Genomic DNA, 25,565 nt, shown 5'->3' with positions numbered 1-25,565 from the left:
TAACGAATGACCGATTTCTGTCCCACTCTCTTTTCTTTCGCTGTTTGAAGCTTAATTTTTGGGCAAAGATTTGGTATAATGGAAAGTATGAAACAATCGGAAAAAGAATCACAATACCAGCTCTTGCTGGCACAGTTAGACGCTCTCTTAACAGGAGAAACCAATGCCTTGGCTAATCTGTCCAATGCCAGTGCTCTCTTAAATCAAGCCCTGCCACGTTCGGTCTTTGCAGGCTTTTATTTGTATGACCAAACGGAATTAATCTTGGGACCCTTTCAGGGTGGCGTCTCTTGTGTCCACATCGCACTTGGAAAGGGTGTCTGTGGAGAAGCGGCCCAGAAGCAAGAAACTATGATTGTCGATGATGTGCGCCAACATGCTAACTATATTTCCTGTGATAGTCGGGCTATGAGTGAGATTGTGGTACCTATGGTCAAGGACGGTCAGCTCCTGGGGGTTTTAGATCTGGATTCGGAGTGTGTCTCTGACTACGATCAGCTGGATCAAGAGTATTTGGAAGAGTTTGTCGCTCTCTTGATCGAAAAGACAAACTGGGACTTTAAGATGTTTGGAGTTAAGAACTAATGTATCAAGCTTTATATCGGAAATACCGTAGCCAGACCTTTGGTCAATTGGTCGGCCAGCAAGTGGTGGCACGGACATTGAGGCAGGCCGTCAAGCAGGACAAGATCAGCCATGCCTATCTCTTTTCTGGACCTCGTGGAACTGGGAAAACGAGTGTGGCCAAGATCTTTGCTAAGGCCATGAACTGTCCCAATCAAGTCAATGGGGAGCCGTGTAACGACTGCTATATCTGTGAATCCATTACCAATGGGAGTCTAGAAGATGTTATCGAGATCGATGCAGCCTCTAACAATGGGGTCGATGAAATTCGCGATATTCGCGACAAGTCGACCTATGCTCCAAGTCTAGCTAAGCACAAAGTCTATATTATCGATGAGGTTCACATGCTCTCGACAGGGGCCTTTAATGCCTTGTTGAAGACGCTGGAAGAGCCAACGGGAAATGTGGTCTTTATCCTCGCAACAACGGAGTTACACAAGATTCCTGCGACCATTTTGTCACGGGTGCAACGATTTGAATTCAAATCCATCAAACTGCCAGATATCGTCCAGCATTTGGAAAATATCCTAGCTACTGAAGGGATTGCCTATGAAGCAGATGCTGTTCAGATCATCGCACGGCGCGCTGAAGGTGGGATGCGGGATGCTTTGTCCATTTTAGACCAAGCCCTAAGTCTGACTGCGGGTAGTGAGTTGACGACCGCGATTGCCGAAGAGATCACCGGCTCCATCAGTCTAGCCGCTCTTGATCAGTACGTGGCTGCCATCCTGGACCATGATGCGACGGCTGCGCTGGACCAACTTGCGATTATCTTTGATAATGGCAAGAATATGGCTCGTTTTGTCGCGGACTTACTTCAATACCTGAGAGATCTCTTGATTGTTCAGACAGGTGGAGAAAATACCCATGCTAGTGATTTATTCGCGGCCAACCTTGCAGCCGATCAAGCTCGTCTCTTTGCTCTGATTGACCAGGCGACGACTAGTCTAGCAGATATCAAAAACAGCTTGCAACCGCGTATCTACACTGAAATGATGACCATTAAATTGGCGGAAAGTACGGCTCAAGCTTCTAACGCAGCAGTAGTTGAACTTCCTTCCAATGTGCTAGCTCAGCTGGAAGACTTGAAGAAGGAAGTCGCTCAGCTCAAGCAACAATTAGCGCAATCAGGTAGCAGTCTTCCTACTTCAAAACCAGCAGTAGCTCGTCCAACCAAGTCGAACAAGGGCTACCGTGCAGATCGAAACAAGGTCAACGCCATTTTGCAAGAGGCGGTCGAAAACCCAGAGTTGGCACGGACCAACTTGATCCGCCTTCAGAACGCCTGGGGGGAAATCATCGAGAGCTTGGCAGGTGCGGATAAGGCCCTCTTAATCGGATCCCAGCCGGTCGCTGCCAATGAAAATCACGCTATTTTAGCCTTTGAGTCTGCCTTTAATGCTGAACAGACCATGAAACGGGACAACCTCAATACCATGTTTGGAAATATCCTCAGCAATGCTGCTGGCTTCTCGCCAGAAATTTTAGCTGTTTCGATGGAAGAATGGACCCAAATTCGGGCAGAGTTTTCGGCTAAGGCGCGTGGACAAAAAGCGGAAGTGGTAGAAGAAGAGGAAAGTGTCATCCCCGAGGAATTTCATTTTTTATCCGATAAAATCACCCTGCAAGACGATTAATACATGAATTTTTTACTGAATCATGGTAAAATAATTTTATGAATAGAAAACAATTTGCAGTGATAGCAGTCTTTACTGCTATGGAGACTTATTTTTTCAATGAAGCGACCATGGCGGGTCAAATGCTCTTTGCATGTTTTTGGGCCCTCTTGATCTTGCGTAATCTCCAGACGGCCTATATGGTGGAGAAAATTGCTAGTGCCATTGAAAAAGAAATCAGAAAGAAAAGAAAATAAAACCTTTGAAAAGAAATTCTTTTTCAAAGGTTTTTTTCTTGTTTAAAAGGCTTCGTGGAATTGTTTACGGTAATCTCCTGGGGAGAGGCCGACCTTCTGTTTAAAAGCCTTTGTAAAGTAGGAGTAGTTGTCATAGCCTACTTGGAGGGCGACTTGGTAAATGGGGGTATCGCTTTGCGATAGCATCTCTTTTGCGGCAGCCATCCGTTTATCGGTGATGTATTTCACCAGGGTTTCGCCGGTGTCGCGCTTAAACATCCTTGCTAGATGATCTGGACTAAGAAATACCATCTCTGCCAGCTTGGTGCGACTGATATCTTCCTTGTAATGGTGGTCGATGTAGTCGGTGATCCGCTGGATGAGATTGGATTGGTGTTCTAGATCGATCACATAATGGCGAGCAGAGCTCCAGTAATCACCGATATAGGCTTCAAAAGCTTCGATGGCATGAAACCGCCGTTCAAAGAGAAATTGATGGTGTTTGTTTTGAAATAACTTGTGAGCGAGAATGCCGTTCTTGTCCAGATAAATCCCAATTTGCTGGGTCCAGTCTAGCTGGAGTTCACTCAGAGCTGAGAGCGGGATGCTATCTTGATTCTCTAAGCTATGGATGATTTGGAGAAGCTGTTCCGTTTGTAGTTGATTTGTAAAAGTGAGCGATGTCCGATGAGCGGGCTTTTGAGGTAGTGGAGGCAAAGAAGCATAGGAGTGGATACTGTTCCAATGGAAGACTTGTTCGTCACTGTATTGGCAGAGTTGCAGAGCCTGCATCAAGAGCGTCTCAAGGGAAATGGCATCTGAATAGAGAAGGATAGAGGATCGGTCTAAGTCTTGCTGGATCTTCTGCTGGATAGCCTTTAGGAAGTCTGCACACTCTGTAGTCTGATTCTTTTTGAAGAGGCAGAGGTAGCGATCGGTCTGGCTTTCGATTTTACTGAGGGCGCAGTAGTGGACAGGGAAATCCAGGGAGAGATCCTTGATACAATGGCGGAGCTGCAAGCGCCAAGAAGGTACGCTGGGGTGAAAGTCTTCTTCACCTAAGTGGAGAGTGATGAGGACTAAGAGGTAGTCTTCATGCGGTTTGGGGCTATAGCCTCGTTTTGTTACTTCTTGAAGGAGCAGTTCTGCTTGAGATGGACGCGGTTTTCTCAAGTAGTCATGCCAAAATTCAGCTTCTTTTTGCCCTTGCTGGGCTAATTGGGTCGCACTCTTGTGGCGCTTGATCTTATTGAGGGCTTTTTGAATGATAAATTCTAAGCGATCTGGGTCAATCGGCTTGAGGTAGTATTCAAAACTTTGGAGTTCAATGGCTTTTTGGGCATAATTGAAATCAGCATAATTGGTGAGGAAGATCGTTTGAATGTCATATTTTTCTGACCGGACCCAGGCTAGGAGATCTAACCCACTGCCTTGTGGCATCTCGATATCACTGATCATGAGGGCAATCGGGTGACTTTGAATGATGGCTTGGGCTTGGCTCAGACTGGAGGCAGTATATACCTGCTCAATGCCCAAGGCTTCCCAATGGATGGTTTCCTGTAGGGCTTTAATGATAAAACGATCATCGTCAACGAGTAGGATATTCATGTGTGTCTCCTTTGTAGGGTTCGTAAGGAAGGCTCAGTTGGATGCGGGCCCCTCCTTGGGATCCATTTGAAAATTGAAGGGTGTAGTGATCTGGATAGAGGAGATCTAGTCGCTCCCGTGCATTGGTCAAACCAATGTGGTGGCCATCTTCTGTGACTAAGGATTTTTTCTCTGCTAGATCTTGTAAGATAGCGGAGCTAAAACCAGGACCATTATCCTGAAGGCAAATGGCAAGGTGTTGGTTTGCTTCTTCATGAATAGAAAGCTGGATGTGGAAGGAATCTTGGAAAGAAAAGCCGTGTTTGATGGCATTTTCCACAAAGGTTTGTAAAAGCAGAGGGGGAATAGCCGCATCTTTCAGACCAGGATCCCAGTCCAGGTCAAAGTGGATGCTGTCCCCATAGCGGATTTTCTGGATTTCTAGGTAATTTCGGATATGTTGGATTTCATCTGCTAAGCGATTGAAATCTTGATTGGCTTGAAAGAGGTGGCGCAAGTAGTTGGAAGTCACCTTGGTCAATTCCTCGATTTCCTTATAGTCCTTGGTTTGGAGCATGCTGTGAATCATGGAAAGCATGTTGAGGTAAAAATGGGGTCGGACTTGATTTTTGAGGTAATTGAGTTCGACTTTTTTGAGGTTGAGTTGCGCGTGGTAGGCTCGAATTTGGAGGTCTTTCATATGGATCAGGACCTGATTGAGCTTGTGATTGGCCTGATCGATCTCTAAGATCCCTTGGTCTTCGATCACATCTAGCTTGGTAGAAGCAGCATCTAGCTGAGAAAGACGTTGGGTGAGTCGTTTGATCGGTTGGATCATCCGTTGACGAATATAAAGGATCAGAATGGTAGAGAGAACGGCGATGATCAAAGGAACCAAAGAAAGAAGGGTTTCCAGTACGATATTTGTACGGAAAACGTCTCCGTAATCAACTGTCACATACAGATCAAAAGGCAGGTGGGTTTGATTGCTATCGGCTTGAATGACGGAATCTGTAACATGGATCTGGTTGGGGCGATCGATGGATAAGCGCCCTTTTTTCCCAATATTGAGCTTTTGCAAGGGTTTTAAAATATCCTGGGTAGAAATGATGGCATAGATAGCCTTGCCCTTGTAATGGAGGGATTTCAAGAGATAATCATGCTGGTTCAGGCTGATTCGTTGCCATTTTTGATTGGTCTTGTCTGTTTCTTTGTCATAGGTCTTAAGATGATCTTTCAATTGTACATAGTCCAGGTAGGGCAGTTGAAGACTGGAAGCATTAAAAAAATGGGGGATATCTCTTGTCTCTATGAAAAAGGTAATGGGGCTATCCATCTGGTACTGAAACTCCGTAAAATCGATCCGCAATTTTTTTAGATTTTCATGAAAATCCGTGAAATCAAGCGGAGTATTGAGCTCTGTCAAATAGTCGTTGTGACTAATGGTACTGTACATAAAACGCTCAACGGAGTGAAGCTCTGTATTTAAGGAATCCGCATAGATATGAATCGAGTCCTCTAAATGGAGCATATTTTGGTGTTTAATAAAATTTCGGCTAATCCCACCAATCAAAAGGTTGATCAAGGTATTGACAACTAAGAGGAGAAAGAGTAGGCGCGAAAAAAATTGAATCGAGTGATCTCGTGTACTTCTGTGAATAGCTTTCATAATGAGCACCTCACATATATTATAGCACTATTTGAAAACGGATTCATGAACAAAACCGATAGTAAAGTAAAAAAAATCGGGAAAGTGCATGTTTTTGTGTGGAGAAAACGGAAAAGTGGATGAAGATTCACGAAAAAGTTCTATAAAGATGGAAAAGATTCCTATAAAATAGAGGAGAAAGAAAAGGAGGGCCTTATGAAAAGCGAAGTTAATGCGAAGCAGAGCAAATTTAAGAAAAATATTCCTTTATATGTGCTGCTCCTGCCATCGATTATTTTATTGATTTTATTTGCTTATATCCCTATGGCGGGTCTAGTCATCGCTTTTAAAGATTACTCTCCCGCTACTGGGATATTTGGAAGTCCTTGGGCTGGTCTCAAGTATTTTAACCAGTTCTTCTCATCCTTCCAATTTGCGACAACCATGAAGAATACCTTGAAAATTTCTATTTACAGTATTCTGGTTGGTTTTCCCTTGCCGATTGTTCTAGCCATTATTTGCAACCAGATTCGTGTGGGCAAGTTCAAAAAAATCTTTCAAGTAACGACTTATTTGCCTCATTTTATCTCGACCATGGTCATGTGTGGGATGATTATTCTCTTTCTCTCCCCAAGTAGTGGACTGTTAGCCAATGTCCTCAAATTGGTTGGCTTAAAGATGCCTGCCCTCTTATCTAAACCAGGTAGCTTTGCAGGTGTCTATGTCTGGAGTGATGTCTGGCAACATATCGGTTGGGATAGTATCATCTATCTAGCCGCTCTATCGGCCATTGATCCGACCTTTTATGAGGCAGCGACCATGGACGGGGCGAGTCGATTGCAAAAAATCCGTCATATTGACTTACCCTTACTGTTACCAACGGCGATGATTCTCTTGATTCTCAGAGCAGGAAGCCTACTCAGTGTTGGTTTTGAAAAGGTCTTGCTCTTGCAAAATCCACTCAATCTGGCAGGAAGTGAAATCATTTCGACCTATGTTTACAAAGTGGGGATGATTAATTTCCAATATAGTTATTCGACAGCGATCGGTCTCTTTAATACCTTGGTTAACTTGATCATCTTACTGTCGGTCAACTGGTTTGCGAAACGCTATACCAAGACAGGATTATTCTAGAAAGGAGGAGAAATTGTGAAATTGTTTCAACATGCAAGAAAGACCAAGTCAGAAATCCTCTTTGATATTTTTATCTATGGTCTAGCGATTTGCTTGATTCTCTTGATTGTCTACCCTTTGTGGTTTGTCATTATTGCCTCCTTCAGTAATCCGTCTGATGTGGCAACTGGTAAGGTTTGGTTTATCCCGAGGGAATGGCGACTAGATGGCTATCAACGCTTGATTGAGCAACCTTTGTTTCTAAAGAGCTATCTCAACACTATCCTCTACACAGTTGTAGGGACCATCGTTGCCCTGGTCATTAATATCCCGGCTGGTTACGCCTTGTCGCGAAAGGACCTCTTTGCTAAGAAATGGGTCAGTGTCTTCTTTATCGTTCCCATGTTTGTCTCTGGGGGCTTGATTCCCATTTATTTGACAGTTAAACAATTGGGCTTGGTCGACACCTTCTGGGTAATGGTCGTACCGTTTGCAGTATCTCCTTACAATATCGTTGTAGCTCGAACTTTCTTTAACAATAGTATTCCAGAAGGGATGTGGGAAGCCGCCCAGATCGATGGTTGCGGAACCATTTATTACTTCAGAAAGATCGTGCTCCCCTTGTCCAAGGCTATTATTGCCGTTATTGGACTTTGGACAGCAGTAGGGATCTGGAATTCTTGGTTCAATGCCCTGATTTATTTGACCAATGAAAATCTCCAACCCCTACAACTGATCCTGCGCCGTCTCTTAATTAGTAATCAAATGTTGCAATCGCAAGCAACAGGGGAGGTAGCTTCTGACCTCCGTATCAAGGCTGATATGATGAAATATGCAGCCATCGTTATCTCAACAGCACCGATTATGATGCTGTATCCATTCGTCCAAAAATACTTTAATCAAGGTGTCATGATAGGGGCCTTGAAAGAATAGGAGAAGATCATGAAAAACAGGAAATTTGCCTATCTGCTCTTTGGAGCAGCTGCTTTAGCTGGCTTGACGGCTTGTGGAGCTTCCACAAATAAATCAAGCAACGACAAGAATGATGGAAATACCTTCAAGATCACGACCGTTCGTTGGTCGGATTGGGGGGAAGACTATCACAAAGGTTTTCTAGATGATTCAGCCAAGGAATCAGGTATCAAGATCAAATGGGATACCATGGTGGCTGCAGACTGGTCTGATAAGAAATCCGTTCTTGTTGCCAGTGGAGATTTACCAGATGCTTTCTTGGGATCCAATGCCTTCACGGATTCTGAAATCGCTCAGAACCAAAATATGTTCATTCCATTGGAAGATTTGATCAAGGATAATATGCCCAACTTGAACAAGGCCTTTGAAAAAGAACCAAAATTAAAAGCTATGGTGACCAACCCAGATGGTCATATTTACAGCCTACCTAAGAAATTGCCAATGCGGCCAATCGTCGGCAACCAGCTCTTTATTAATAAGAAATGGTTAGACAACCTTGGCTTGAAGATGCCGGAAACCTATGACGAATTGGTGACTGTTTTACAAGCCTTTAAGGACAAGGATGCTAATGGCAATGGGGATGTCAATGATGAAATTCCATTTGGCTCTGGTAACTTTGATCCGACCTTCTCTTATATCTTGCCATTCAACAACCGTCTGGGTGGAGATAATACCTATGAAATGTCCGTCAAAGATGGCAAACCGGTCTACCTCCGGACGGAAGAAAGTTATAAACAAGGGATAGCGGCTATGCATGAAGCCTACAAGAAAGGCTTGATCGACCCTGAACTCTTTACAGAAGATACCTCCATGTCTGTTGCCAAACGGATGGACAAGGGAGTGGCGCGTGTCGGTGTATCAAGTGGTTGGACAGCAGATGCAACCTTTGGCCAACATGCCAGCGAATATGCTCCTCTTCCAGCATTGAAAGGCCCAGATGGCAAACAATATGTCATTTCTGACCCAGATCATTTGAACTATGGACGCAATGAAATCCTGATCACGAATAAGTGCAAGGACCCTGCAAAATTGCTCAAATGGTTGGATAAATTCTACACGGATGATGCCAGCATCCAAAACTTCTATGGATCCTTTGGTATTGCGACTGAAAAAGATGGCGATAAGTACAAGGTCTTGGCTCCAAAAGATGGTAAATCTGCCGATGAATGGGCTTGGATCAATTCCCTTCGTGACTTTGGACCAAAATATGTGTCAGATGATATCAATAGTCATGTCGACATCGACCAAACACAAGGTGATGGTCTCAAATTGAAGATGGACAAAGAATTGAAACAATATGCTTTGCCAGCTTATCCAAATGTCATCTACTCTCAAGAAGAATTGAACAAATTGTCCTCTATTTATGTCGATATCAACTCCTATGTTACCCAACAAGCTTCTAAATGGGTAGTAGAAGGTGGCGTCGAAAAGGATTGGGATGATTACAAAGCAACCTTGAAGAAGATGGGCATTGATGACTTTATGAAGATTCAACAGGATGCCTATGATCGTTACCAAAAAGAAGTGAAGTAACAGGGGGCTAAATGGATTCAAGTAAGTAACTCAGGGGCGTAGAGCCCCTGAGTGCTTCCCTAGAGGAAGTAGCAGAAATTGAGATGAAGAACAAGGAGAAGAAGATGCAAAAATTATTTTCATTGGATGGACGCTTGGTCAAGACTTTGACCCGGTTGACAGACATCATTATCTTGAATACCTTGTTTATCGTTTGCTGCCTTCCGATTCTCACGATCGGTGCATCGCTTACGGCTTTAGCAACCATGTGGCACCGCTTGTTGAAAGGGGAAGATACGGATCTCGTCTTTCATTTTTTCCGTCTCTTTCGAGCTAATTTCAAGCAAGCGACGGTGATTTGGCTGACCTGCCTAGGACTATCTGCCCTTCTTTATCTGGATTACTGTCTTTTTTCAAATACGGCTTTCTTAAGTGAGTATGGGATTTGGATCTTGCTTCCCTTTATCGTCCTTCTATGTGGAGGGATGACCTTGATCTTCCCTTATATCGGCCTCTTTGAAGATCCTACAAAAAAGGTCTGTCTGAATAGTTTCCTCATTGCTCTCTTAAATCCTATTCAAATCATCTTTCTTATCTTCTTCAATCTGGCAGTGGTTTATATCAGTCTCAGTAGTCCTGAACGGTTACTGACAGCTATTTATCTCTTTACCTTTGGTGGTTTTGCTCTTTGGAGCTTCTTGAATGTTCGACTGACCGATCATATCTTTTCAAGGATCCAAGAAAGAGAAATCTTTGAAAAATAAAGTCAAGCAAGTGAGACGTATGTTTTACAGAATATTATTTAAATCGAATAAAGTTTCCTAGTTTTTAGGAAACGATAGAGAGTAGCACAACTTTTTTTGCTAAAAAACTAAGTGATGCTGAAAAGAATAAATGATATAGACTTTTAGCCTTATTCAAACATATGCTGAAACTTTCCGCTGTGAGAAAAGTGCTAGAAACATAATTGTTTCTAGCACTCGGGAGTTTTGGAACTTTAGGTCCAAAACTAAGTCATGGAACTTCGAAGAAGTTCGCTGACGTCCGACCTCACCTAAGGAAAGTTTCTCTGGTGACTTTTTCTCAATCCGAAGTTTCCTAGAAAATCTAGGAAACTTTTTCTATTTCATAAACATTTCACATTTCTTTTCTATAATAACTATAACAAATGATGAAAGCGTCCACATTGTATTGTCGTGGACCTTGAAATGGAGGGTGAGATCATGCTCTTACAACAGGCAATCGCCTATATTTCTCGAAAAAGAACGAGGAATCTAGTTCTCTTTTTGATTCTCCTCTTAATCCTCTCTTGCTTGTATTTCTGTTTTTCACTGATGCAAGTGGGAGGAAGGCTGGAGGACCATATCAAACAGTCGGCTGGGACTAGCTTTGCCCTGACCAGTAAGCAGGGGGATACTCCCTTTGCTCTGAAGGAAGCTGAAAAGGTGCAGCAGTTAGCTGGGGTAGGATCCATGGTTCCTCAATATGAAAGTCCCGTTCGTATTCTTGGTAAAGAAGCGGTGACTGGACAGCAGTCGGTAGAGCGGGATGATCTGGGTCAGGAAGCCAAGCAAGCGCTAGGTGCTGTCTTTACTCAGAAGACAGACCATCACCTGGATTTCCGGAGTAGCAGTTTCCAACTGGTGCAAGGCAAACACTTATCCGACAAGGCTCGCGGACAGATCTTGATCCACGAAGAGTTGGCTAAGAAGAACAAGCTAAAGGTCGGAGATTCCTTGACCTTATCCAGCTTTCAGATGGGGGAGACTCCTACCAAAGAGCAAACCTTTAAAATCGTTGGGATCTTTTCGGGTAAGAAACAGGAAAAATTCACAGGAATGACCTCTGATTTGAGTGAAAACCAAGTCTACCTCCCTTATGAGGATGCGACTAAGCTTCTTGGTCTCAGTCAGCAAGAAGTGACCCAGGTCACCTTTGGCGTCAAAGATCCTGAGAAAATCGATGCCCTCTTGAAGCAAGTCAAAAGTTTGGATCTGGATTGGCAATTGCTACGCGTGGTCGAAGATCGCAAGGCCTTTGACCAGATGAAGGAATCCTCTCAGACCTTAGAAGGCCTGGTACGGATCATGATGATCGTCCTCCTGGTGACAGGAGCTGGTGCCCTATCGCTCTTACTCAGTCTCTGGACACGGGAGCGGATCCACGAAATCGGGGTCCTCTTATCCATTGGGAAGAGCAAGGGCCGGATCTTTAGACAGTTCCTCTTGGAAGTGGTGCTGGTATCCTTACTAGCAGTGATCCCAGCCTTTCTCATCGGTCGGATGGTCAGCCATCGTTTCTTAGAGCAGTTTGTCGGACAGACGGGTCAACAGCAGACTCTAGAATTACTCAACCAAATCCCTCAAGGCCTTTCCTTAGGAATTGCCTATGCTAGCCTCTTGTGCTTGATCCTTCTGTCGCTCGGTGTAACGACCAGCATGATCTGGCGTAAGAGTCCAAAAGAAATATTAACAAAAATGAGTTAAGGAGAAATGACACCTATGTTAGAACTCAAACATGTATCCTATAGTTACCAAAGCTACCAAGAAGAGATCTTCTCAGACGTGAACTATCAGTTCGCAAATGGGACATTTTACAGCATTATCGGTCAGTCTGGAGCAGGGAAATCGACCCTCCTCTCACTCTTGGCTGGTCTGGACAATCCCAAGAAGGGGCAGGTTCTCTTTGATGGGGAGGACATCCAGACCAAAGGGTCTAGCTACCACCGCAAGCACCATGTCTCCCTGGTCTTTCAGAATTACAATCTGATTGACTATTTGACGCCACTTGAAAATGTCCGTCTGGTCAACAAACAAGCTGGGAAAGACATTCTCTTGGAGTTGGGATTGGACGAAACGCAAATCAAACGCAATGTCCTGCAACTATCTGGAGGGCAGCAACAGCGGGTGGCTATTGCGCGTGCGCTTGTTTCAGAAGCGCCTGTCATCTTGGCAGATGAGCCGACAGGAAACCTTGACGAACAAACAGCCGGTGACATCATTGCCATTTTGAAGAAGTTGGCCAAGGAACGCCAAAAATGTGTCGTCGTCGTCACCCACAGTAAGGAAGTGGCAGAGGCCTCCGATGTGGTCTTGGAATTGAGTCGCCGTAGCCTCGTTGAGAAGAGCAAGTAAGGAGGGAATGCTATGTTGCGCAATGCTTTTGCTTATATCACACGTAAATGGCCCAAGTCTCTCTTGCTCTTTGCCATCATTCTCCTCATGGGGACCTTGAGCTTGATCGGACTCTCCATGAAGGGAGCGACCCAAAAAGCTTCATCGGAAAGTCTGGGATCCATCACCAATAGCTTCTCCATGCAGATCAACCGCAGGACCAATCCGGGAACCCCTCGGGGAGCTGGGAATCTCAGAGGAGAAGATATTGAAAAAATCAGCCAGGTAGAGGGGATCACTTCCTCCATCAGGCGGATCAATGCCATCGCAGATATCATAGACCACGAGATCATTGAGACTGAAGAAACCCTGCAAAATCAATCTCCAGAGCGGGCCAAATACTTTAAAAACACCCTGATGGTGACGGGGGTCAATGACTCTTCTAAAGAAGATAAGTTTGTCTCTGGAGCCTACAAGCTGGTCCAAGGAGAGCACCTGACCGATAAGGACAAAAATCAAATCCTCATGCACGAAGATTTGGCGAAAAAGAATGGCCTCAAGGTGGGCGATAAGGTGCGTCTCAAGTCCAATCTCTACGATGCTGACAATGAAAAAGGGGCCAATGAAACCGTCGAAGTGACCATTAAGGGTCTGTTCTCAGGGAAGAACCAAGCTCCTCTAACTTACGCCCAAGAGTTGTATGAAGATACCCTCATTTCTGACCTGGATACAGCTGCCAAGCTCTACGGCAATACCGTCCAAACAGCTACCTATGAGGATGCGACCTTCTTTGCCAAAGGGGATCAGGACCTGGATGCCTTGATCGAAAAAATCAAAGCACTCGACATTGACTGGAACCTCTATGACCTAGTCAAGAGTTCTTCTAACTACCCAGCCTTGCAAAAATCTATCAGCAGCATGTTCCAAGTGGCGGACTACTTGTTTATCGGTAGCCTTATCTTTGCTAGCTTGCTTCTCACCCTTCTCCTCGTCTTGTGGCTAAATGCCCGTCGCAGAGAAGTGGGAATCTTATTGGCTCTAGGACTTTCTAAGGTACAGATTGCGAGACAATTCGTGGCAGAATTAGTCATGATTTCCATCCCAGCCTTCCTCCTTTCCTATGGAGTCGCAGGTCTTCTTGCCAAAGCAGTGGGAGATACGGTGCTTAAAAATGTAACCAGTGGCATTGCCAAACAAATGGCTCAAGAATCCTCTGCAGCCAACCTTGGTGGAGGAGCTGAGGCAGAAAGCTTCAGTAAGACCCTGACAGACCTCCATATGGACATCCAACCGAGCCAACTGCTGGTTGTTGTCTTGGTCGGTGGGCTGCTCTTAATTCTGGTATCCATCCTTTCTTCACAATGGCTCTTGCATAAGAAACCAAAAGATCTCTTGGTGGATGTCGAATAAGAGATTGTTTCCTAAAATAGAAATAGGGTATAATAGGAGGTAGAAGAAGTTTCTTAGATAAAAGGAAAGTGTATGAAGATACTAATCGTAGAAGATGAAGTCCTGATTCGCGAAGGGATGAGCGACTATCTTATGGAATGTGGCTATGAGGTCTTTGAAGCAGGCGATGGGCAGGAGGCCCTGAACCTCTTTCACAGAGAAGCGCCGGATCTTGTCTTGCTGGATATCCAGCTACCTATTCTCAATGGCTTGGAGGTCCTCAAGACCATCCGGAAGACCAGCTCAGTTCCTGTTCTCATGCTGACGGCCTTCCATGATGAGGACTATAAGTTGACAGCCTTTGGAGAGTTGGCAGATGGCTACCTGGAAAAACCCTTCTCCTTGTCCCTCTTGAAGGTCCGTATCGAAGCTATTTTTAAAAAGCTCCAGCCTTCTCGGGTCTTCACCTATGGAGAGGCACGGGTGGATTTTGAGAGCTACACAGCCAGCTTAGCTGGGCAGGCCATCTCCATGAATGCCAAGGAGTTGGAAATCTTGGAATACTTGCTCCAGCATGAGGGCAAGGCCCGGACCCGCTCTCAGATCCTCGATGCCGTCTGGAAGGAGACAGAGGAGATTCCTTTTGACCGGGTGATTGATGTCTATATCAAGGAACTACGAAAAAAACTAGAGCTGGACTGTATCGTAACGGTACGCAATGTCGGCTATAAATTGGAGAGACCATGACCAAACGGAGTATCTTTGCAAAGATCTTTCTGATCACCTTTGCCCTTTTTAGTGGCTTAGTTATCCTTCTACACGCTTCGGTTTACTTTATTTTCCCATCAACCTATATCGAGTCCCAGCGCCAGACGATCTTGAAGAAATCGCAAGCCCTGGCCAAGAGTTTTCAAGGCCAGGAAGAAGGAACCATTGAGTCCGTCATCGACCTTTATTCCAAGACCAATGATATCAAGGTGTCTATCAAAGGAAAGGAAAAACAAAATGCCATAGAGGTCAAGGATGACCTGCTCCTGAACCCTGACAGCCAGAACAATTCCCTGGTTATTGAGGAGCGAAAGATCCAGACAAAAGAGGGAAAGGACTTGACCTTGCAATTCTTGGCGACCGTCGATTCGCAAAAGGAAGCACGAGACATCAGTCTGGGCTTTCTTCCCTATAGTCTCCTTGCTTCCTTTGTCCTGTCGCTGATCGCTTCCTATCTCTATGCCCGCCTGATTTCTGCTCCGATCCTTGAGATCAAGCAGATGACCAAGCGGATGAAGCGCTTGGATCGGACAGCCAGTCTTCCCATTCATTCGCAGGATGAGATCGGCGTTCTCAAGCAACAGATCAACGACCTCTATCACCATCTCCTAGAAGTGATCGACAATCTAGAGCAGCAAAAACAGGAAAATCTGAAGTTGGAGCAGATGAAGGTGGAATTCCTACGGGGGGCCTCGCATGAGCTCAAGACGCCTCTAGCCAGCTTGAAGATTATCCTAGAAAATATGCGGGATAAGATTGGCCGCTACAAGGATCGGGACCGCTATCTGTCGGTCTCCCTCGATATCGTCGATGAGATGAACCAGATCGTCCTAGAAATCCTGTCCCTGTCCTCTGTCCAAGAATTGGCCGGAGATAAGGAGTGGATCCAGTTGGATCAGGTCGTAGAGCAGATCCTCGACCAGTACAAGGTCTTGGCTCAATCCCGCACTCTCACGATTGACAATCAGATCCCTGACAAAGCAGTCTATATGGACCCAGCGATTCTGAAATTGGTTCTCTCAAATGTCATCAGTAATGCCGTTAAGCATTCGGATGCCGGTGGAGAGATCCAGCTCCGCCTCGAAGAGGAAGGGACTCACTTGGCGGTTGAAAACACCAGCCAGGAAATGGTAGAGACCGCCGAGCTACCAATGACCGCTAGCCGTCAGAAGAAGGAAGGTGGCTTGGGACTCTTCGTAGTCCAACACTTGCTAGACCATGAAGAACTGGCCTATCAATTTGATAAAACGGCTATGGGCTTGCGCTTCCGCATGGAACTGCCCAAAGAGACACAAGAATAAAAAGAGAGGGGGACAGAAATCGGTAATTCGTTAGAATTCGATTTCTTTGTCCCGCCTCCGCACAGTTGAGTAAGGCTGTAAAAGCTGATGAAATCAGAGTAGTAGAGCCCACTCAAGCACTGCGTCTTGCTCGATAATCCAAGACAATTGAGAGGCTAGGACTTTTGTCCCAGCCTCTTTTCTATACGTGATTTCACCATCTGGTCAAAGAGATTTCTCCGCTATTGAGCCAGATTTCTTCTTGATTGTCTAATTGCACCAAGAGTTGGCCGGTATCGGAGATGTCTTTAGCGAGACCCTGATAGGTCTGCTGATTTTGCTCAAAAGTGACAGTTCGTCCTAGGACCAGGGAGCGCTCTTTATAGAGGTAGACCAGCTCATCAATATCCGTTTGGAAGAATTCCTTCCAGATCTCACTGATGAGGTCATTGCGGGTGATGGGACAAGGCCCTTCAAATAAGGAACCAGCCTTACTTTCTAGCTCTTCTGGGAGAGTAGGGATGGCTAAATTGAGACCGACTCCGATAATGACATCCGTGACGAGACCAGTCTCAATCGACGTGATAGCTTCGGTGAGGATTCCCCCAATTTTTTTATGGCGGTAGTAAATATCATTGACCCATTTGATATCGATATCGATCAGGGTCAGGTTTTTAATAGCCTTGTAGATGGCTCCAGCGACCATGAGGGTATAAGGAGGGAGCTCTACATGTGGTAATTGAGGCTTGAGATGAAGGGACATGTAGATGCCCCCTTGATCGGGGCAGTAGTAGTCACGACCAAAGCGGCCCTTTCCAGCGGACTGCGAATTGGCCAGGTAGAGCGCCTTGCCTTCTTGATGGCTTTCTATGCCTAATTTGGCGTCCAATTGGGTGGAGCTACATTGTTCGTTTAAGGAAACGGTCAATTGGGTATTTTTTGCGATCACTTCAGGAAGCAGAATATCGCCAGAGACCAGTTTGTAGCCCTTTTTTTTGAGGGATTCGATGACAACCCCATCTTTTTCTAGACGTTGGATGGCCTTCCAGATAGAGGTGCGGGAAACACCTAATTCTTTTGCCAGCTGCTCTCCGTTGACATAATCATCTGCCTGAGCAAGGGTCTGAAAGAGGATTTCGTGTGTTTTCATAGTTTTTTAATCTCGGAAAGGATGGAGGATCATCCATTCTTCGTACTTTCTCTAATAGTTAGCTTGGTTCCTAGCATAGTGAGGGTTGGTATTTCTCTCGGAGATAGGACTTGTTTATTTAGTACATCCATTGCGGTTCGTCCCATTTCTTCTGTAAAAACGGTGATGGTAGAGAGGGGAGGAAAGACTTGCTTGGCTAAACTGGTATCATTAAAGGAAATGAGTTGGATATCATCAGGGACCTTAATGCCGGACTCTTGAAAAGCCCGGAGAGCCCCAATGGCTAAACTATCACTCGCAGCAAAATAGGCATCTGGTAAGGGTAAGCCAGACTGAAGCTTAGAGGAAATGAGGTCATAGCCTGATTGAGCTGTAAAACTTCCAGTGAGGATGAGTTCAGGGTGATAAATACTTCTTTCAATACAATAGTTTCGATAGGCTCGTCGCCGAGGATCGGGAATACTTTCCAATAGGTCAGTTGTTTTTTCCTCACCGCTAAGGAGCCCAATTGTTTGACAGCCTTGTTTTCGTAAATAGGAAAGAGCAGTCTGTACAGCATTTTCAAATTCAGTCGCGACGCAAGGGTGGCCTTGGTTAAGGGTGTTACTATCGACAAAAACCAGAGGTTTGTCTAGCCTTTCTAACTCGACAATCTGAACCCTACTAAACTTTCCGATACAAAGGACCCCAATAACTTCCTCACCTAATCGAAAAGGAATATCATTGAAATAGCGGAGAATCCCATAGTCGAGATCCTGTGCTCTTTTTTCAATGCCTAAGCGGATGTTGTAATAGTAGAGGTCGTCCAGTTCTCCCTCTTCACTTTTCCATTGGATGATGACAATTTGCTGTTTTTCTTTTTTAAAGTTCCCACTTTTCTGATGTCTGGTGTAGCCTAGTTCGTCAGCAACAGTCAAAATTCTGTGGCGGGTTTCCTCCGTTACAGAAAGACTGGCATCTTGGTTCAGAACACGAGAGACAGTGGCGATGGATACGTCTGCGAGGTTAGCAATATCCTTTAATGTGGCCATTCGTTTTCTCCTTCTTTCTTATAGTATATCATAGGTTTCGTCATATTAGCGAATTTTACTAAAAATTTAGTAAAATAATTGATTTGTCGCATGAAAGGGGTTACACTAGTGGTAAATAACTATATAAGTGAGGTAATCTCAATGAATACTCAAGAAATTCGGGAAGCTTTTCAAACAGTCTTTAGAGCAGAAGCAGATCACACTTTCTTTTCACCAGGACGGATCAATCTGATTGGTGAACACACTGACTATAATGGTGGTCATGTCTTCCCAGCAGCCATCACACTTGGTACCTACGGAGCTGCAAGAAAGCGTGAGGATAAGGTCTTGCGTTTCTTCTCAGGAAACTTTGAAGACAAGGGGATCATTGAAGTTCCACTTGAAAATCTCCACTTTGAAAAAGAGCACAACTGGACCAACTATCCAAAAGGTGTGCTCCATTTCTTGCAAGAAGCGGGTCATGTCATTGATAGCGGTATGGATGTCTATGTTTATGGCAATATTCCAAATGGATCCGGTCTTTCTTCTTCAGCCTCCCTTGAGCTCTTGATTGGCGTCATCGCTGAGAAACTATATGATCTTCACTTAGATCGTCTAGATCTGGTCAAGATCGGCAAACAAACCGAAAATCACTTCATCGGAGTCAACTCTGGGATCATGGACCAATTTGCCATCGGTATGGGGGCGGATCAACGGGCTATTTATCTCGATACCAACACCCTAGAGTATGATCTGGTACCGCTGGACCTCAAAGACAATGTCGTAGTCATCATGAATACCAACAAACGCCGGGAATTAGCGGATTCAAAATACAATGAACGTCGTTCAGAATGTGAAACCGCCGTCTCTGAACTCCAAGAAAAATTGGATATCCAAACCTTAGGAGAATTGGATCTCTGGTCTTTTGATGCCTACAGCTACTTGATCAAGGATGCCAATCGCATCAAACGGGCTCGCCATGCTGTACTTGAAAACCAACGAACCCTCCAAGCTCATAAGGCACTTGAAGCAGGTGATTTAGAAGAATTTGGCCATCTCATGAATGCTTCCCACGTATCCTTGGAGCATGACTACGAAGTGACAGGTCTAGAATTGGATACCTTGGTGCATACAGCCTGGGAACAAGAAGGCGTCTTGGGTGCTCGTATGACAGGAGCAGGCTTTGGCGGTTGCGCCATCGCTCTCGTAAACAAAGATAAAGTTGAAGCATTTGAAGAAGCTGTCGGCAAACGCTATGAAGAAGTCGTTGGCTATGCGCCTAGCTTTTATATTGCAGAAGTTGCGGCAGGGACACGAGTTTTAGACTAGGTGATAATAATGGAAGCTGTAATATTTGATTTAGATGGCTTATTAGCCGATACTGAAATCATTTCTCTAAAAGTTTATCAAGAATTGCTTAGAGATTTTGGAATTCCTTTCACAGAAGAAACTTATTCTAGAGACTACAGTGGACATAGGGAAGAGGAGAATGTTCAACGGTTTTTGGATACCTATGATTTACCTTGGAACTTTGACCAAACCTTGGCTAAAGTTTATGAACTAGAAGGTCGAATCTTAGCCCAAGGTGTTCATTTAAAAAAAGGTGCTAAGAATTTACTTACTTTTTTGAAAACAGAGGGCATCCCAATCGCCCTAGCAACTTCAAGTGTTGAATCTCGGGCTAGAATGATCTTGGATAGCAATGGGATACTGTCCCTATTTGACCATTTAGTTTTTGCAAAAGATGTCAAACGAAGTAAACCTTACCCAGATATATTTTTAAAGGCTTGTAGTGATTTGAATGCTTTACCAGAGAATTGCTTAGTGCTAGAGGATAGTGAAGCAGGGATTGAAGCAGCCTATCGGGCTGGAATCCCAGTCATATGTGTTCCAGATTTAAAAGTACCAGCACAGTCTTTCTTAACTAAAGCAGAACAAGTTTTCCAGGATTTGGATGCTGTCAGAGACTATTTAAAACGTAAGAAGGAGAATCAATGAATCAGGGAATTTTAGACGCATTTGTCACAGCCGTCATTGCGGCGAGTGATTACGAAGAGATGGATCGGATTTATCTAAAAAATCGCATCATGAGTCGCGTTGGAGAAGAAGGGCTAGACGCCCCAGCTCAAAAAGAAGAGTTGATCGCACTTAAAGATCAGCTGGTAGAGATCGCTGTTGCAAATAGCAAGATCCAGGATAGTATGGCCGCAAAAGACAGTTTGGGTGCGGAGTTGATGGATTGGATCACCCCTAGCCCTAGTCAGGTCAACCATCGTTTCTGGGAGACCTACCGTCAGTCCAAAGAAGACGCGATTGCGGATTTCTATGCCCTCTCTAAACGCAATGATTACATCAAGGTAGAGGCCATTGCGCAAAATATTGCCTTTGAGGCTGAAACTCCCTACGGTTCTCTCGAAATCACCATCAATCTGTCAAAACCTGAAAAAGATCCTAAAGACATTGCAGCGGCCAAGCTTGCAAAAGCCAGTCATTATCCAGCCTGCCAATTGTGCTTTGAAAATGAAGGCTATCAAGGCCGCCTAGACCATCCAGCCCGGGCCAATCATCGGATCATCCGCTTTGATATGGACGGTCATGATTGGGGCTTCCAGTATTCCCCTTATGCCTACTTCAATGAACACTGCATTTTCCTTGATAGCCAGCATGTGCCCATGGCCATTAGTCGCAAGACCTTTGAGCGACTCTTGACCATTGTCGAGACTTTTCCAGGCTATTTTGCAGGGTCCAATGCAGATCTTCCCATTGTAGGGGGATCCATCCTGACTCATGATCATTACCAAGGCGGACGCCACACCTTCCCTATGGAGCTGGCTCTTGTTGAGGAAAGTTTCACCATTGGGGGATTTGAAGCAGTGTCACTAGGAATTGTTAACTGGCCCATGTCAGTTCTTCGTTTGAATTCAGTTGACAAGGAGCAATTGATTGCCCTGGCAGACCATATCCTAACAGCCTGGCGAGGCTACTCGGATCCAGCGGCTCAAGTTTTAGCGGTATCCGATGGTCAGCCCCACCATACCATTACCCCCATTGCACGGATTCGTGATGGGCATTATGAACTGGACTTGGTGCTCCGTGACAACCAAACCTCACCAGAGCATCCCGATGGCATTTATCATCCACACGCGGATGTGCAACACATCAAAAAAGAAAATATCGGCCTGATCGAAGTCATGGGCTTGGCCATTTTGCCACCTCGTCTCAAAGAAGAGCTCAAGCAGGTTCAAGACTATTTGCTTGGGCGTGAGAGCACAGTGGCAACCTACCACCAGGCTTGGGCAGATGATTTGAAAGCCACTCACCCAGCCATCACAGACGAAGCAGAGGCAAAAGCCCTTGTCCGTGAATCAGTTGGCCAGATCTTTTCGCGCGTGCTCGAAGATGCTGGAGTCTACAAGCGAACAGCAGAAGGACAAGCTGCCTTTAGACGCTTTGTTGCGACACTTTAAGTATGGAGAAGCGGCAGAAATTTGGTACAATAAGAGAGAAGACAAGAAGCGAAAGGAAAACAAATGGCAATACTCGTACTCGGAGGAGCTGGCTATATCGGTTCCCACATGGTGGACCGCTTGGTCAATGAAGGACAGGAAAAAGTCGTCGTGGTCGATAGCCTGGTCACAGGCCACCGTGCAGCGGTGCATCCAGATGCTGTCTTTTACCAAGGAGACCTGGCGGATCAAGACTTTATGCGCACTGTTTTTAAGGAACATGCAGATATCGATGCGGTCATCCACTTTGCGGCCTACTCACTGGTCGCTGAATCCATGGCCGATCCATTGAAATATTTTGATAACAATACAGCAGGCATGGTCAAGCTCTTGGAAGTCATGCATGAATGTGGGGTGCACTACATCGTCTTTTCTTCAACTGCTGCCACCTACGGCATTCCAGAAGAAATTCCGATTCTTGAAACCACTCCGCAAAATCCAATCAACCCTTATGGTGAAAGTAAGCTCATGATGGAAACCATCATGCGTTGGGCTGATCAAGCCTACGGCATCAAGTATGTGCCCCTTCGTTACTTTAATGTAGCGGGTGCTAAGCTAGACGGATCCATCGGGGAAGACCATGGACCAGAGACCCATCTCTTGCCGATCGTCTTTCAAGTGGCCCAAGGAAAACGCGAGAAGATCTCTATTTTTGGAAATGACTACCAGACACCAGATGGCACCAATGTTCGGGACTATGTCCATCCATTTGACTTGGCGGATGCCCATCTTTTAGCAGTGGAGTATCTGCGAAAAGGGAATGAATCGACTGCCTTTAACCTGGGCTCGTCGACTGGATTCTCCAATCTTCAAATCGTAGAAGCAGCCAGAAAGGTGACGGGACATCCAATTCCACTTGAGCTGGCTGATCGTAGACCAGGAGATCCTGATACCCTGATCGCATCATCTGAGAAGGCGCGTGCCATCCTCGGCTGGCAACCAAAATTTGACAATATCGAAACCATTATCCAAACAGCCTGGGCTTGGCATTCCAGCCACCCAGATGGCTACAATGATCGATAAGGAGGGACTGCGAACATCATTTTTGAGACTTTTTTAATAACATCTAAAACGACAGTTGATCTTGCCAAATGACTCGTTTCAGACGTCAGTCATTTCCCTAACCATCATAAAAAGTGAGGTATTCAAAATGAATAAAACCACAAAAATGTTAGCCGTCTTCTTGACAGCGGGTCTTCTTTTAGCTGGTTGCGGACAAAAAGAGAGTACAAAATCTACTAGTCCATCGTCTACTAAAGCGACCAGTAAAGCAACAAGCAAATCATCTGCTAAAGAAAAGAAAAAAGAGTCATCAACTGATGAAAGCAAAAAAGAAGATGCACTAGCAGGTGCACAAAAAACGGTTCTTGAAACGAGTGATGAAGCAGGTAAGACCACTGTAACCTTGTATTACAAGGGAGATACCTTGTTATTACAAGAAAAAGTTGATGATTACGACGTCTCAAAAGTTCCTGGTGAGAATCCCCTTGAAACCATGAAAGAAGCCGTTGCTAAGAGCCAAGAAAAATTCAAAGATCTGATGGGCCATGGATTTGAACTGACATCAGAATACAAAGACGGAATCTTTTATATCCGCAATACCATTGATTACACAAAAATCGATTTTAATAAATTAAAAGAAATCGTCCCAGGATTTAATCCCCTAGATGACAAAACCGTTAGTTATTCAGTAACGAAAGACAGTCTTATCAAGGGCGGTATGGTCGAAAAATAAACAAAATGGAGAGCAGCTCAGTTTGCTGCTCTCTTTTTGTTTTAGTATGAATTCATGGGTATATTTTGGTAGAATAGGATTTAAACAAAAGTGAGTTTAAAGAATGATTGGCAAAGGAATAAAGAAAATCCTTAAACTAAATTCTATTCATATATTTTAAATAGTAAGGCGGTTGTAAAATGACGAAAGCCCTATATATTCAAATAATATTCACCTTCACAGCTTTTTTTGGCTTCCTCCTTTTAATATATTTTTTATTCTATAAAAGGGAGAAGAATATCCAGAAATATTCAACTATGCAAGTTATTGGAGAAGTGGTTAAACATAGTTATTTAAATGGTTCGGATTTAGCTGCCTTACCAGTTGTTGAATATGTGGTAGAAGGAAAAATATATCAAAAACGTTTCTCTTATTCAACTTTTGAAACAACAACTTCGAAAAAAGCGAAAGCTGACGTATTTGATACAAAATTTATCAGAAGTCCTTATCATGTATTAGATTTAAGAAAAATATTCCCAATTGGTTCTAAAATGACGGTATGGTGTAATCCCCAAAAACCTAAACAAGGCTACGTTGAAAGGTATCCAGGTCATGACAGAATCTTACGATTACATATCATTATTTTTGGTACTCTCTATATATTATTGATTGTGATAGTTACTTTTTTCTATGTCATGTAACGGAATAAGAGAATGCAGTTTACTTCCAATTTGAGGAAGAAATATTAGGAGCCCTTGCTTTATTCCAACTGAAGAACTGTATAAATTAGTGATTGAGTGGAAAGAAATGGAAGAAAGAATGAAAAGAGGGGAAGATAGTTTTCCAGTGACTTTAGTGGATTGACGTTGAAAATAATTTCCCAAATAATGGAGAAGTGATGAACAATAAAGAATTTGAAGATTTATTTTATAAAGTCCCTGAAGGGGTTGATTATGCAGATATATTGGAAGATGTTGATCTAGAGGATGTTCCTGAGGAAACCATTCAAAAGTTGACTTCATTATTGGACATTGATGATGACTATTTACGTTATCAAGCCTCTCGATTGTTGACCATTTGGGGAATTAGAGAAGGCTTTGCTGTCTTGACACAGATGTTCAGTCAAGGGCAATTAGAAGGGATGATTTCGCATCGTCTGTATGGCTATGATGATACGAATCGGATTTTTCTATATGATATCGTAAATTATTGGGCGAGCCGGTATGATTTGGGCGAAGAGAAGATGGCTAGAGGAGAAATTTGTCCTTATGTTTGTAAAATCATCGAACAGGCTGAGACTGGATATTATGATATTTCAAAAATATATCGCTTGGTTAGTGAGGAACATTATACGGAATACATCCCCTACTTAAAACACTTCCTTTCAACCATTATGGACAAACCTGAGGATAATTATTGGCGAATTCATGATACCTTGAAGCTATTCTTAAAGGTAGAGCCTGATTATGTGACACAATTATTAAAAGACAAGCAAAAATCACTAAGAGATTTTGGAATCGAGGATGAAGGTGAAAGAAATTAAATTTTATAAAGTAAATGATGATTGTGGTTTTATGTCCAATTTTGCTCCCTACCCTTTTTCAGATGGAAGCAAAATCTGGCCAACATCAGAGCATTATTTTCAAGCGCAAAAGTTTTTAGTGCCCCAAATTCAAGAAAAAATTCGTCAGATAGCATCTCCAATGGATGCTGCCTTAGAGGGACGCAATCGTCAAAATCCCTTGAGACCAGATTGGGAGGAGGTCAAAGATGAGGTGATGCTCCAGGCCCTTCGAATGAAATTTAGCCAAAATCCAGAAATTGCAAAGGGATTGGTCGCAACAGGAGATGCCATCCTCATCGAACATACACGAAATGACGACTACTGGGCTGATGGGGGAGATGGCTCTGGGAAGAACAAGCTAGGCCTTCTCTTAATGCAAGTACGGGAAGAGTTGAAAAACTCCAACCTGTAATCTCTCCTCTAGCTATTCCATTTAACAGTCTGGGTTTGGTATAACAGTCAACTAGATAGTTACAATGATCAACAGGAGATATTCCTGAAGGTGTAATGTAAGATATTAGTGAAAAGATCGGAGAACATACATGAAATATAGTAAACTAGGCTGAGAAGAAGTTAGTAAGTTTGAGGAAATAAAAGGTTATGGACAACATATTTGGCGACATCATGAGAAATATTTTTTTGTTACAGATGAAGGGGGAATAGCTGAACAGAGGGTAGTCTATGAATTACCATTAGAACTATTTCAATCACCCTACCAAGTTTTTCTGAGTTACTTGAAAAGTCTAACTTAATTTGACAATTT

The 25,565-nt window shown here is 44.0% G+C and carries 24 protein-coding genes; 20 read left to right on the top strand and 4 right to left on the bottom strand.

Features of this window, described 5'->3' with window-relative positions; translation table 11 throughout:
• Positions 1-87: 87 nt before the first annotated feature.
• The 3 genes from HMPREF2832_RS08040 to HMPREF2832_RS08030 are packed head-to-tail and all read left to right on the top strand — an operon-like array spanning position 88 to position 2,497.
• Entirely contained in the window at positions 88-585 is a 498-nt protein-coding gene (locus HMPREF2832_RS08040) for a GAF domain-containing protein (RefSeq protein ID WP_049485921.1), read from the top strand.
• Positions 585-2,261: a DNA polymerase III subunit gamma/tau gene (gene dnaX, locus HMPREF2832_RS08035; protein WP_070506348.1), complete on the top strand. Its 1,677-nt coding sequence runs from the start codon at positions 585-587 to the stop codon at positions 2,259-2,261. Before HMPREF2832_RS08040 ends, dnaX begins: the two co-directional genes overlap by 1 nt.
• Before the next feature lie 38 nt (positions 2,262-2,299).
• On the top strand, positions 2,300-2,497 hold the full coding sequence (locus HMPREF2832_RS08030) for a DUF3272 family protein (RefSeq protein WP_003002577.1): 198 nt from the start codon (positions 2,300-2,302) through the stop codon (positions 2,495-2,497).
• 42 nt (positions 2,498-2,539) lie between these two features.
• On the opposite strand, the gene HMPREF2832_RS08025 is transcribed toward HMPREF2832_RS08030, so the two are convergent.
• Both HMPREF2832_RS08025 and HMPREF2832_RS08020 read right to left on the bottom strand, forming a co-directional pair.
• Positions 2,540-4,084 carry a helix-turn-helix domain-containing protein gene (locus HMPREF2832_RS08025; protein WP_070506342.1) on the bottom strand — a complete coding sequence of 515 codons (1,545 nt, stop codon included), beginning with the start codon at positions 4,082-4,084 and terminating at the stop codon, positions 2,540-2,542.
• Entirely contained in the window at positions 4,065-5,732 is a 1,668-nt protein-coding gene (locus tag HMPREF2832_RS08020; RefSeq protein WP_070506335.1) for a sensor histidine kinase, read from the bottom strand. Before HMPREF2832_RS08020 ends, HMPREF2832_RS08025 begins: the two co-directional genes overlap by 20 nt.
• Positions 5,733-5,927: 195 nt before the next feature.
• Between HMPREF2832_RS08020 and HMPREF2832_RS08015 the strand changes: the two genes are divergently transcribed.
• The 9 genes from HMPREF2832_RS08015 to HMPREF2832_RS07975 all read left to right on the top strand — a co-directional run bounded on the left by HMPREF2832_RS08015 (position 5,928) and on the right by HMPREF2832_RS07975 (position 15,879).
• The gene (locus HMPREF2832_RS08015) at positions 5,928-6,845 is read left to right on the top strand and encodes an ABC transporter permease (protein ID WP_021153492.1); all 918 of its coding nucleotides are present in this window, start codon (positions 5,928-5,930) and stop codon (positions 6,843-6,845) included.
• Between the two features lie 15 nt (positions 6,846-6,860).
• Entirely contained in the window at positions 6,861-7,757 is an 897-nt protein-coding gene (locus HMPREF2832_RS08010) for a carbohydrate ABC transporter permease (RefSeq protein ID WP_023918477.1), read from the top strand.
• A gap of 9 nt (positions 7,758-7,766) precedes the next feature.
• Positions 7,767-9,329: a type 2 periplasmic-binding domain-containing protein gene (locus HMPREF2832_RS08005; RefSeq protein WP_070506330.1), complete on the top strand. Its 1,563-nt coding sequence runs from the start codon at positions 7,767-7,769 to the stop codon at positions 9,327-9,329.
• Between the two features lie 104 nt (positions 9,330-9,433).
• A complete protein-coding gene (locus HMPREF2832_RS08000) occupies positions 9,434-10,072 on the top strand; it encodes a YesL family protein (protein WP_070506327.1) in 639 nt (212 codons plus the stop codon).
• A gap of 459 nt (positions 10,073-10,531) precedes the next feature.
• Complete coding sequence (locus HMPREF2832_RS07995) at positions 10,532-11,794, top strand: ABC transporter permease (RefSeq protein ID WP_070506324.1); 1,263 nt, start codon at positions 10,532-10,534, stop codon at positions 11,792-11,794.
• Positions 11,795-11,800: 6 nt separating this feature from the next.
• Entirely contained in the window at positions 11,801-12,442 is a 642-nt protein-coding gene (locus HMPREF2832_RS07990; RefSeq protein ID WP_070506320.1) for an ABC transporter ATP-binding protein, read from the top strand.
• Positions 12,443-12,454: 12 nt separating this feature from the next.
• Positions 12,455-13,831, top strand: coding sequence for an ABC transporter permease (locus tag HMPREF2832_RS07985; protein ID WP_070506318.1), 1,377 nt, complete (start codon positions 12,455-12,457; stop codon positions 13,829-13,831).
• 72 nt (positions 13,832-13,903) lie between these two features.
• Positions 13,904-14,557, top strand: coding sequence for a response regulator transcription factor (locus HMPREF2832_RS07980; protein WP_048717547.1), 654 nt, complete (start codon positions 13,904-13,906; stop codon positions 14,555-14,557).
• Positions 14,554-15,879 carry a sensor histidine kinase gene (locus HMPREF2832_RS07975; RefSeq protein WP_070506315.1) on the top strand — a complete coding sequence of 442 codons (1,326 nt, stop codon included), beginning with the start codon at positions 14,554-14,556 and terminating at the stop codon, positions 15,877-15,879. The genes HMPREF2832_RS07980 and HMPREF2832_RS07975 overlap by 4 nt, the downstream gene beginning before the upstream one ends.
• Before the next feature lie 193 nt (positions 15,880-16,072).
• Here HMPREF2832_RS07975 and birA read toward each other — a convergent pair whose 3' ends face one another.
• Positions 16,073-17,008: a bifunctional biotin--[acetyl-CoA-carboxylase] ligase/biotin operon repressor BirA gene (gene birA / locus HMPREF2832_RS07970; protein WP_070506311.1), complete on the bottom strand. Its 936-nt coding sequence runs from the start codon at positions 17,006-17,008 to the stop codon at positions 16,073-16,075.
• Positions 17,009-17,037: 29 nt separating this feature from the next.
• A complete protein-coding gene (locus HMPREF2832_RS07965; protein WP_070506308.1) occupies positions 17,038-18,039 on the bottom strand; it encodes a LacI family DNA-binding transcriptional regulator in 1,002 nt (333 codons plus the stop codon).
• A 141-nt stretch (positions 18,040-18,180) separates the two neighbouring features.
• Between HMPREF2832_RS07965 and HMPREF2832_RS07960 the strand changes: the two genes are divergently transcribed.
• From HMPREF2832_RS07960 to HMPREF2832_RS07925, 8 genes are all read left to right on the top strand, one after another.
• Positions 18,181-19,347, top strand: coding sequence for a galactokinase (locus HMPREF2832_RS07960; RefSeq protein WP_070506304.1), 1,167 nt, complete (start codon positions 18,181-18,183; stop codon positions 19,345-19,347).
• A gap of 9 nt (positions 19,348-19,356) precedes the next feature.
• Complete coding sequence (locus HMPREF2832_RS07955) at positions 19,357-20,016, top strand: HAD family hydrolase (protein ID WP_070506302.1); 660 nt, start codon at positions 19,357-19,359, stop codon at positions 20,014-20,016.
• Positions 20,013-21,485: a UDP-glucose--hexose-1-phosphate uridylyltransferase gene (gene galT / locus HMPREF2832_RS07950; RefSeq protein WP_070506298.1), complete on the top strand. Its 1,473-nt coding sequence runs from the start codon at positions 20,013-20,015 to the stop codon at positions 21,483-21,485. Before HMPREF2832_RS07955 ends, galT begins: the two co-directional genes overlap by 4 nt.
• Positions 21,486-21,548: 63 nt before the next feature.
• A complete protein-coding gene (galE, locus tag HMPREF2832_RS07945) occupies positions 21,549-22,547 on the top strand; it encodes a UDP-glucose 4-epimerase GalE (protein ID WP_070506295.1) in 999 nt (332 codons plus the stop codon).
• Between the two features lie 127 nt (positions 22,548-22,674).
• Positions 22,675-23,259, top strand: a complete 585-nt coding sequence (locus HMPREF2832_RS07940; protein WP_070506290.1) for a DUF1307 domain-containing protein — start codon at positions 22,675-22,677, stop codon at positions 23,257-23,259.
• A 296-nt stretch (positions 23,260-23,555) separates the two neighbouring features.
• Positions 23,556-23,939: a DUF3592 domain-containing protein gene (locus tag HMPREF2832_RS07935; protein WP_134974568.1), complete on the top strand. Its 384-nt coding sequence runs from the start codon at positions 23,556-23,558 to the stop codon at positions 23,937-23,939.
• A gap of 197 nt (positions 23,940-24,136) precedes the next feature.
• The gene (locus tag HMPREF2832_RS07930) at positions 24,137-24,781 is read left to right on the top strand and encodes a hypothetical protein (RefSeq protein ID WP_070506283.1); all 645 of its coding nucleotides are present in this window, start codon (positions 24,137-24,139) and stop codon (positions 24,779-24,781) included.
• Positions 24,768-25,214, top strand: coding sequence for an NADAR family protein (locus HMPREF2832_RS07925; protein ID WP_070506981.1), 447 nt, complete (start codon positions 24,768-24,770; stop codon positions 25,212-25,214). Before HMPREF2832_RS07930 ends, HMPREF2832_RS07925 begins: the two co-directional genes overlap by 14 nt.
• Positions 25,215-25,565 lie beyond the last annotated feature (351 nt).

It is taken from the genome of Streptococcus sp. HMSC073D05 (assembly GCF_001812015.1).
Classification (GTDB): domain Bacteria; phylum Bacillota; class Bacilli; order Lactobacillales; family Streptococcaceae; genus Streptococcus; species Streptococcus parasanguinis_D.
The sequence above is the reverse complement of the archived record's forward strand: the minus strand, read 5'-3'. Positions and strand labels throughout refer to the sequence as shown.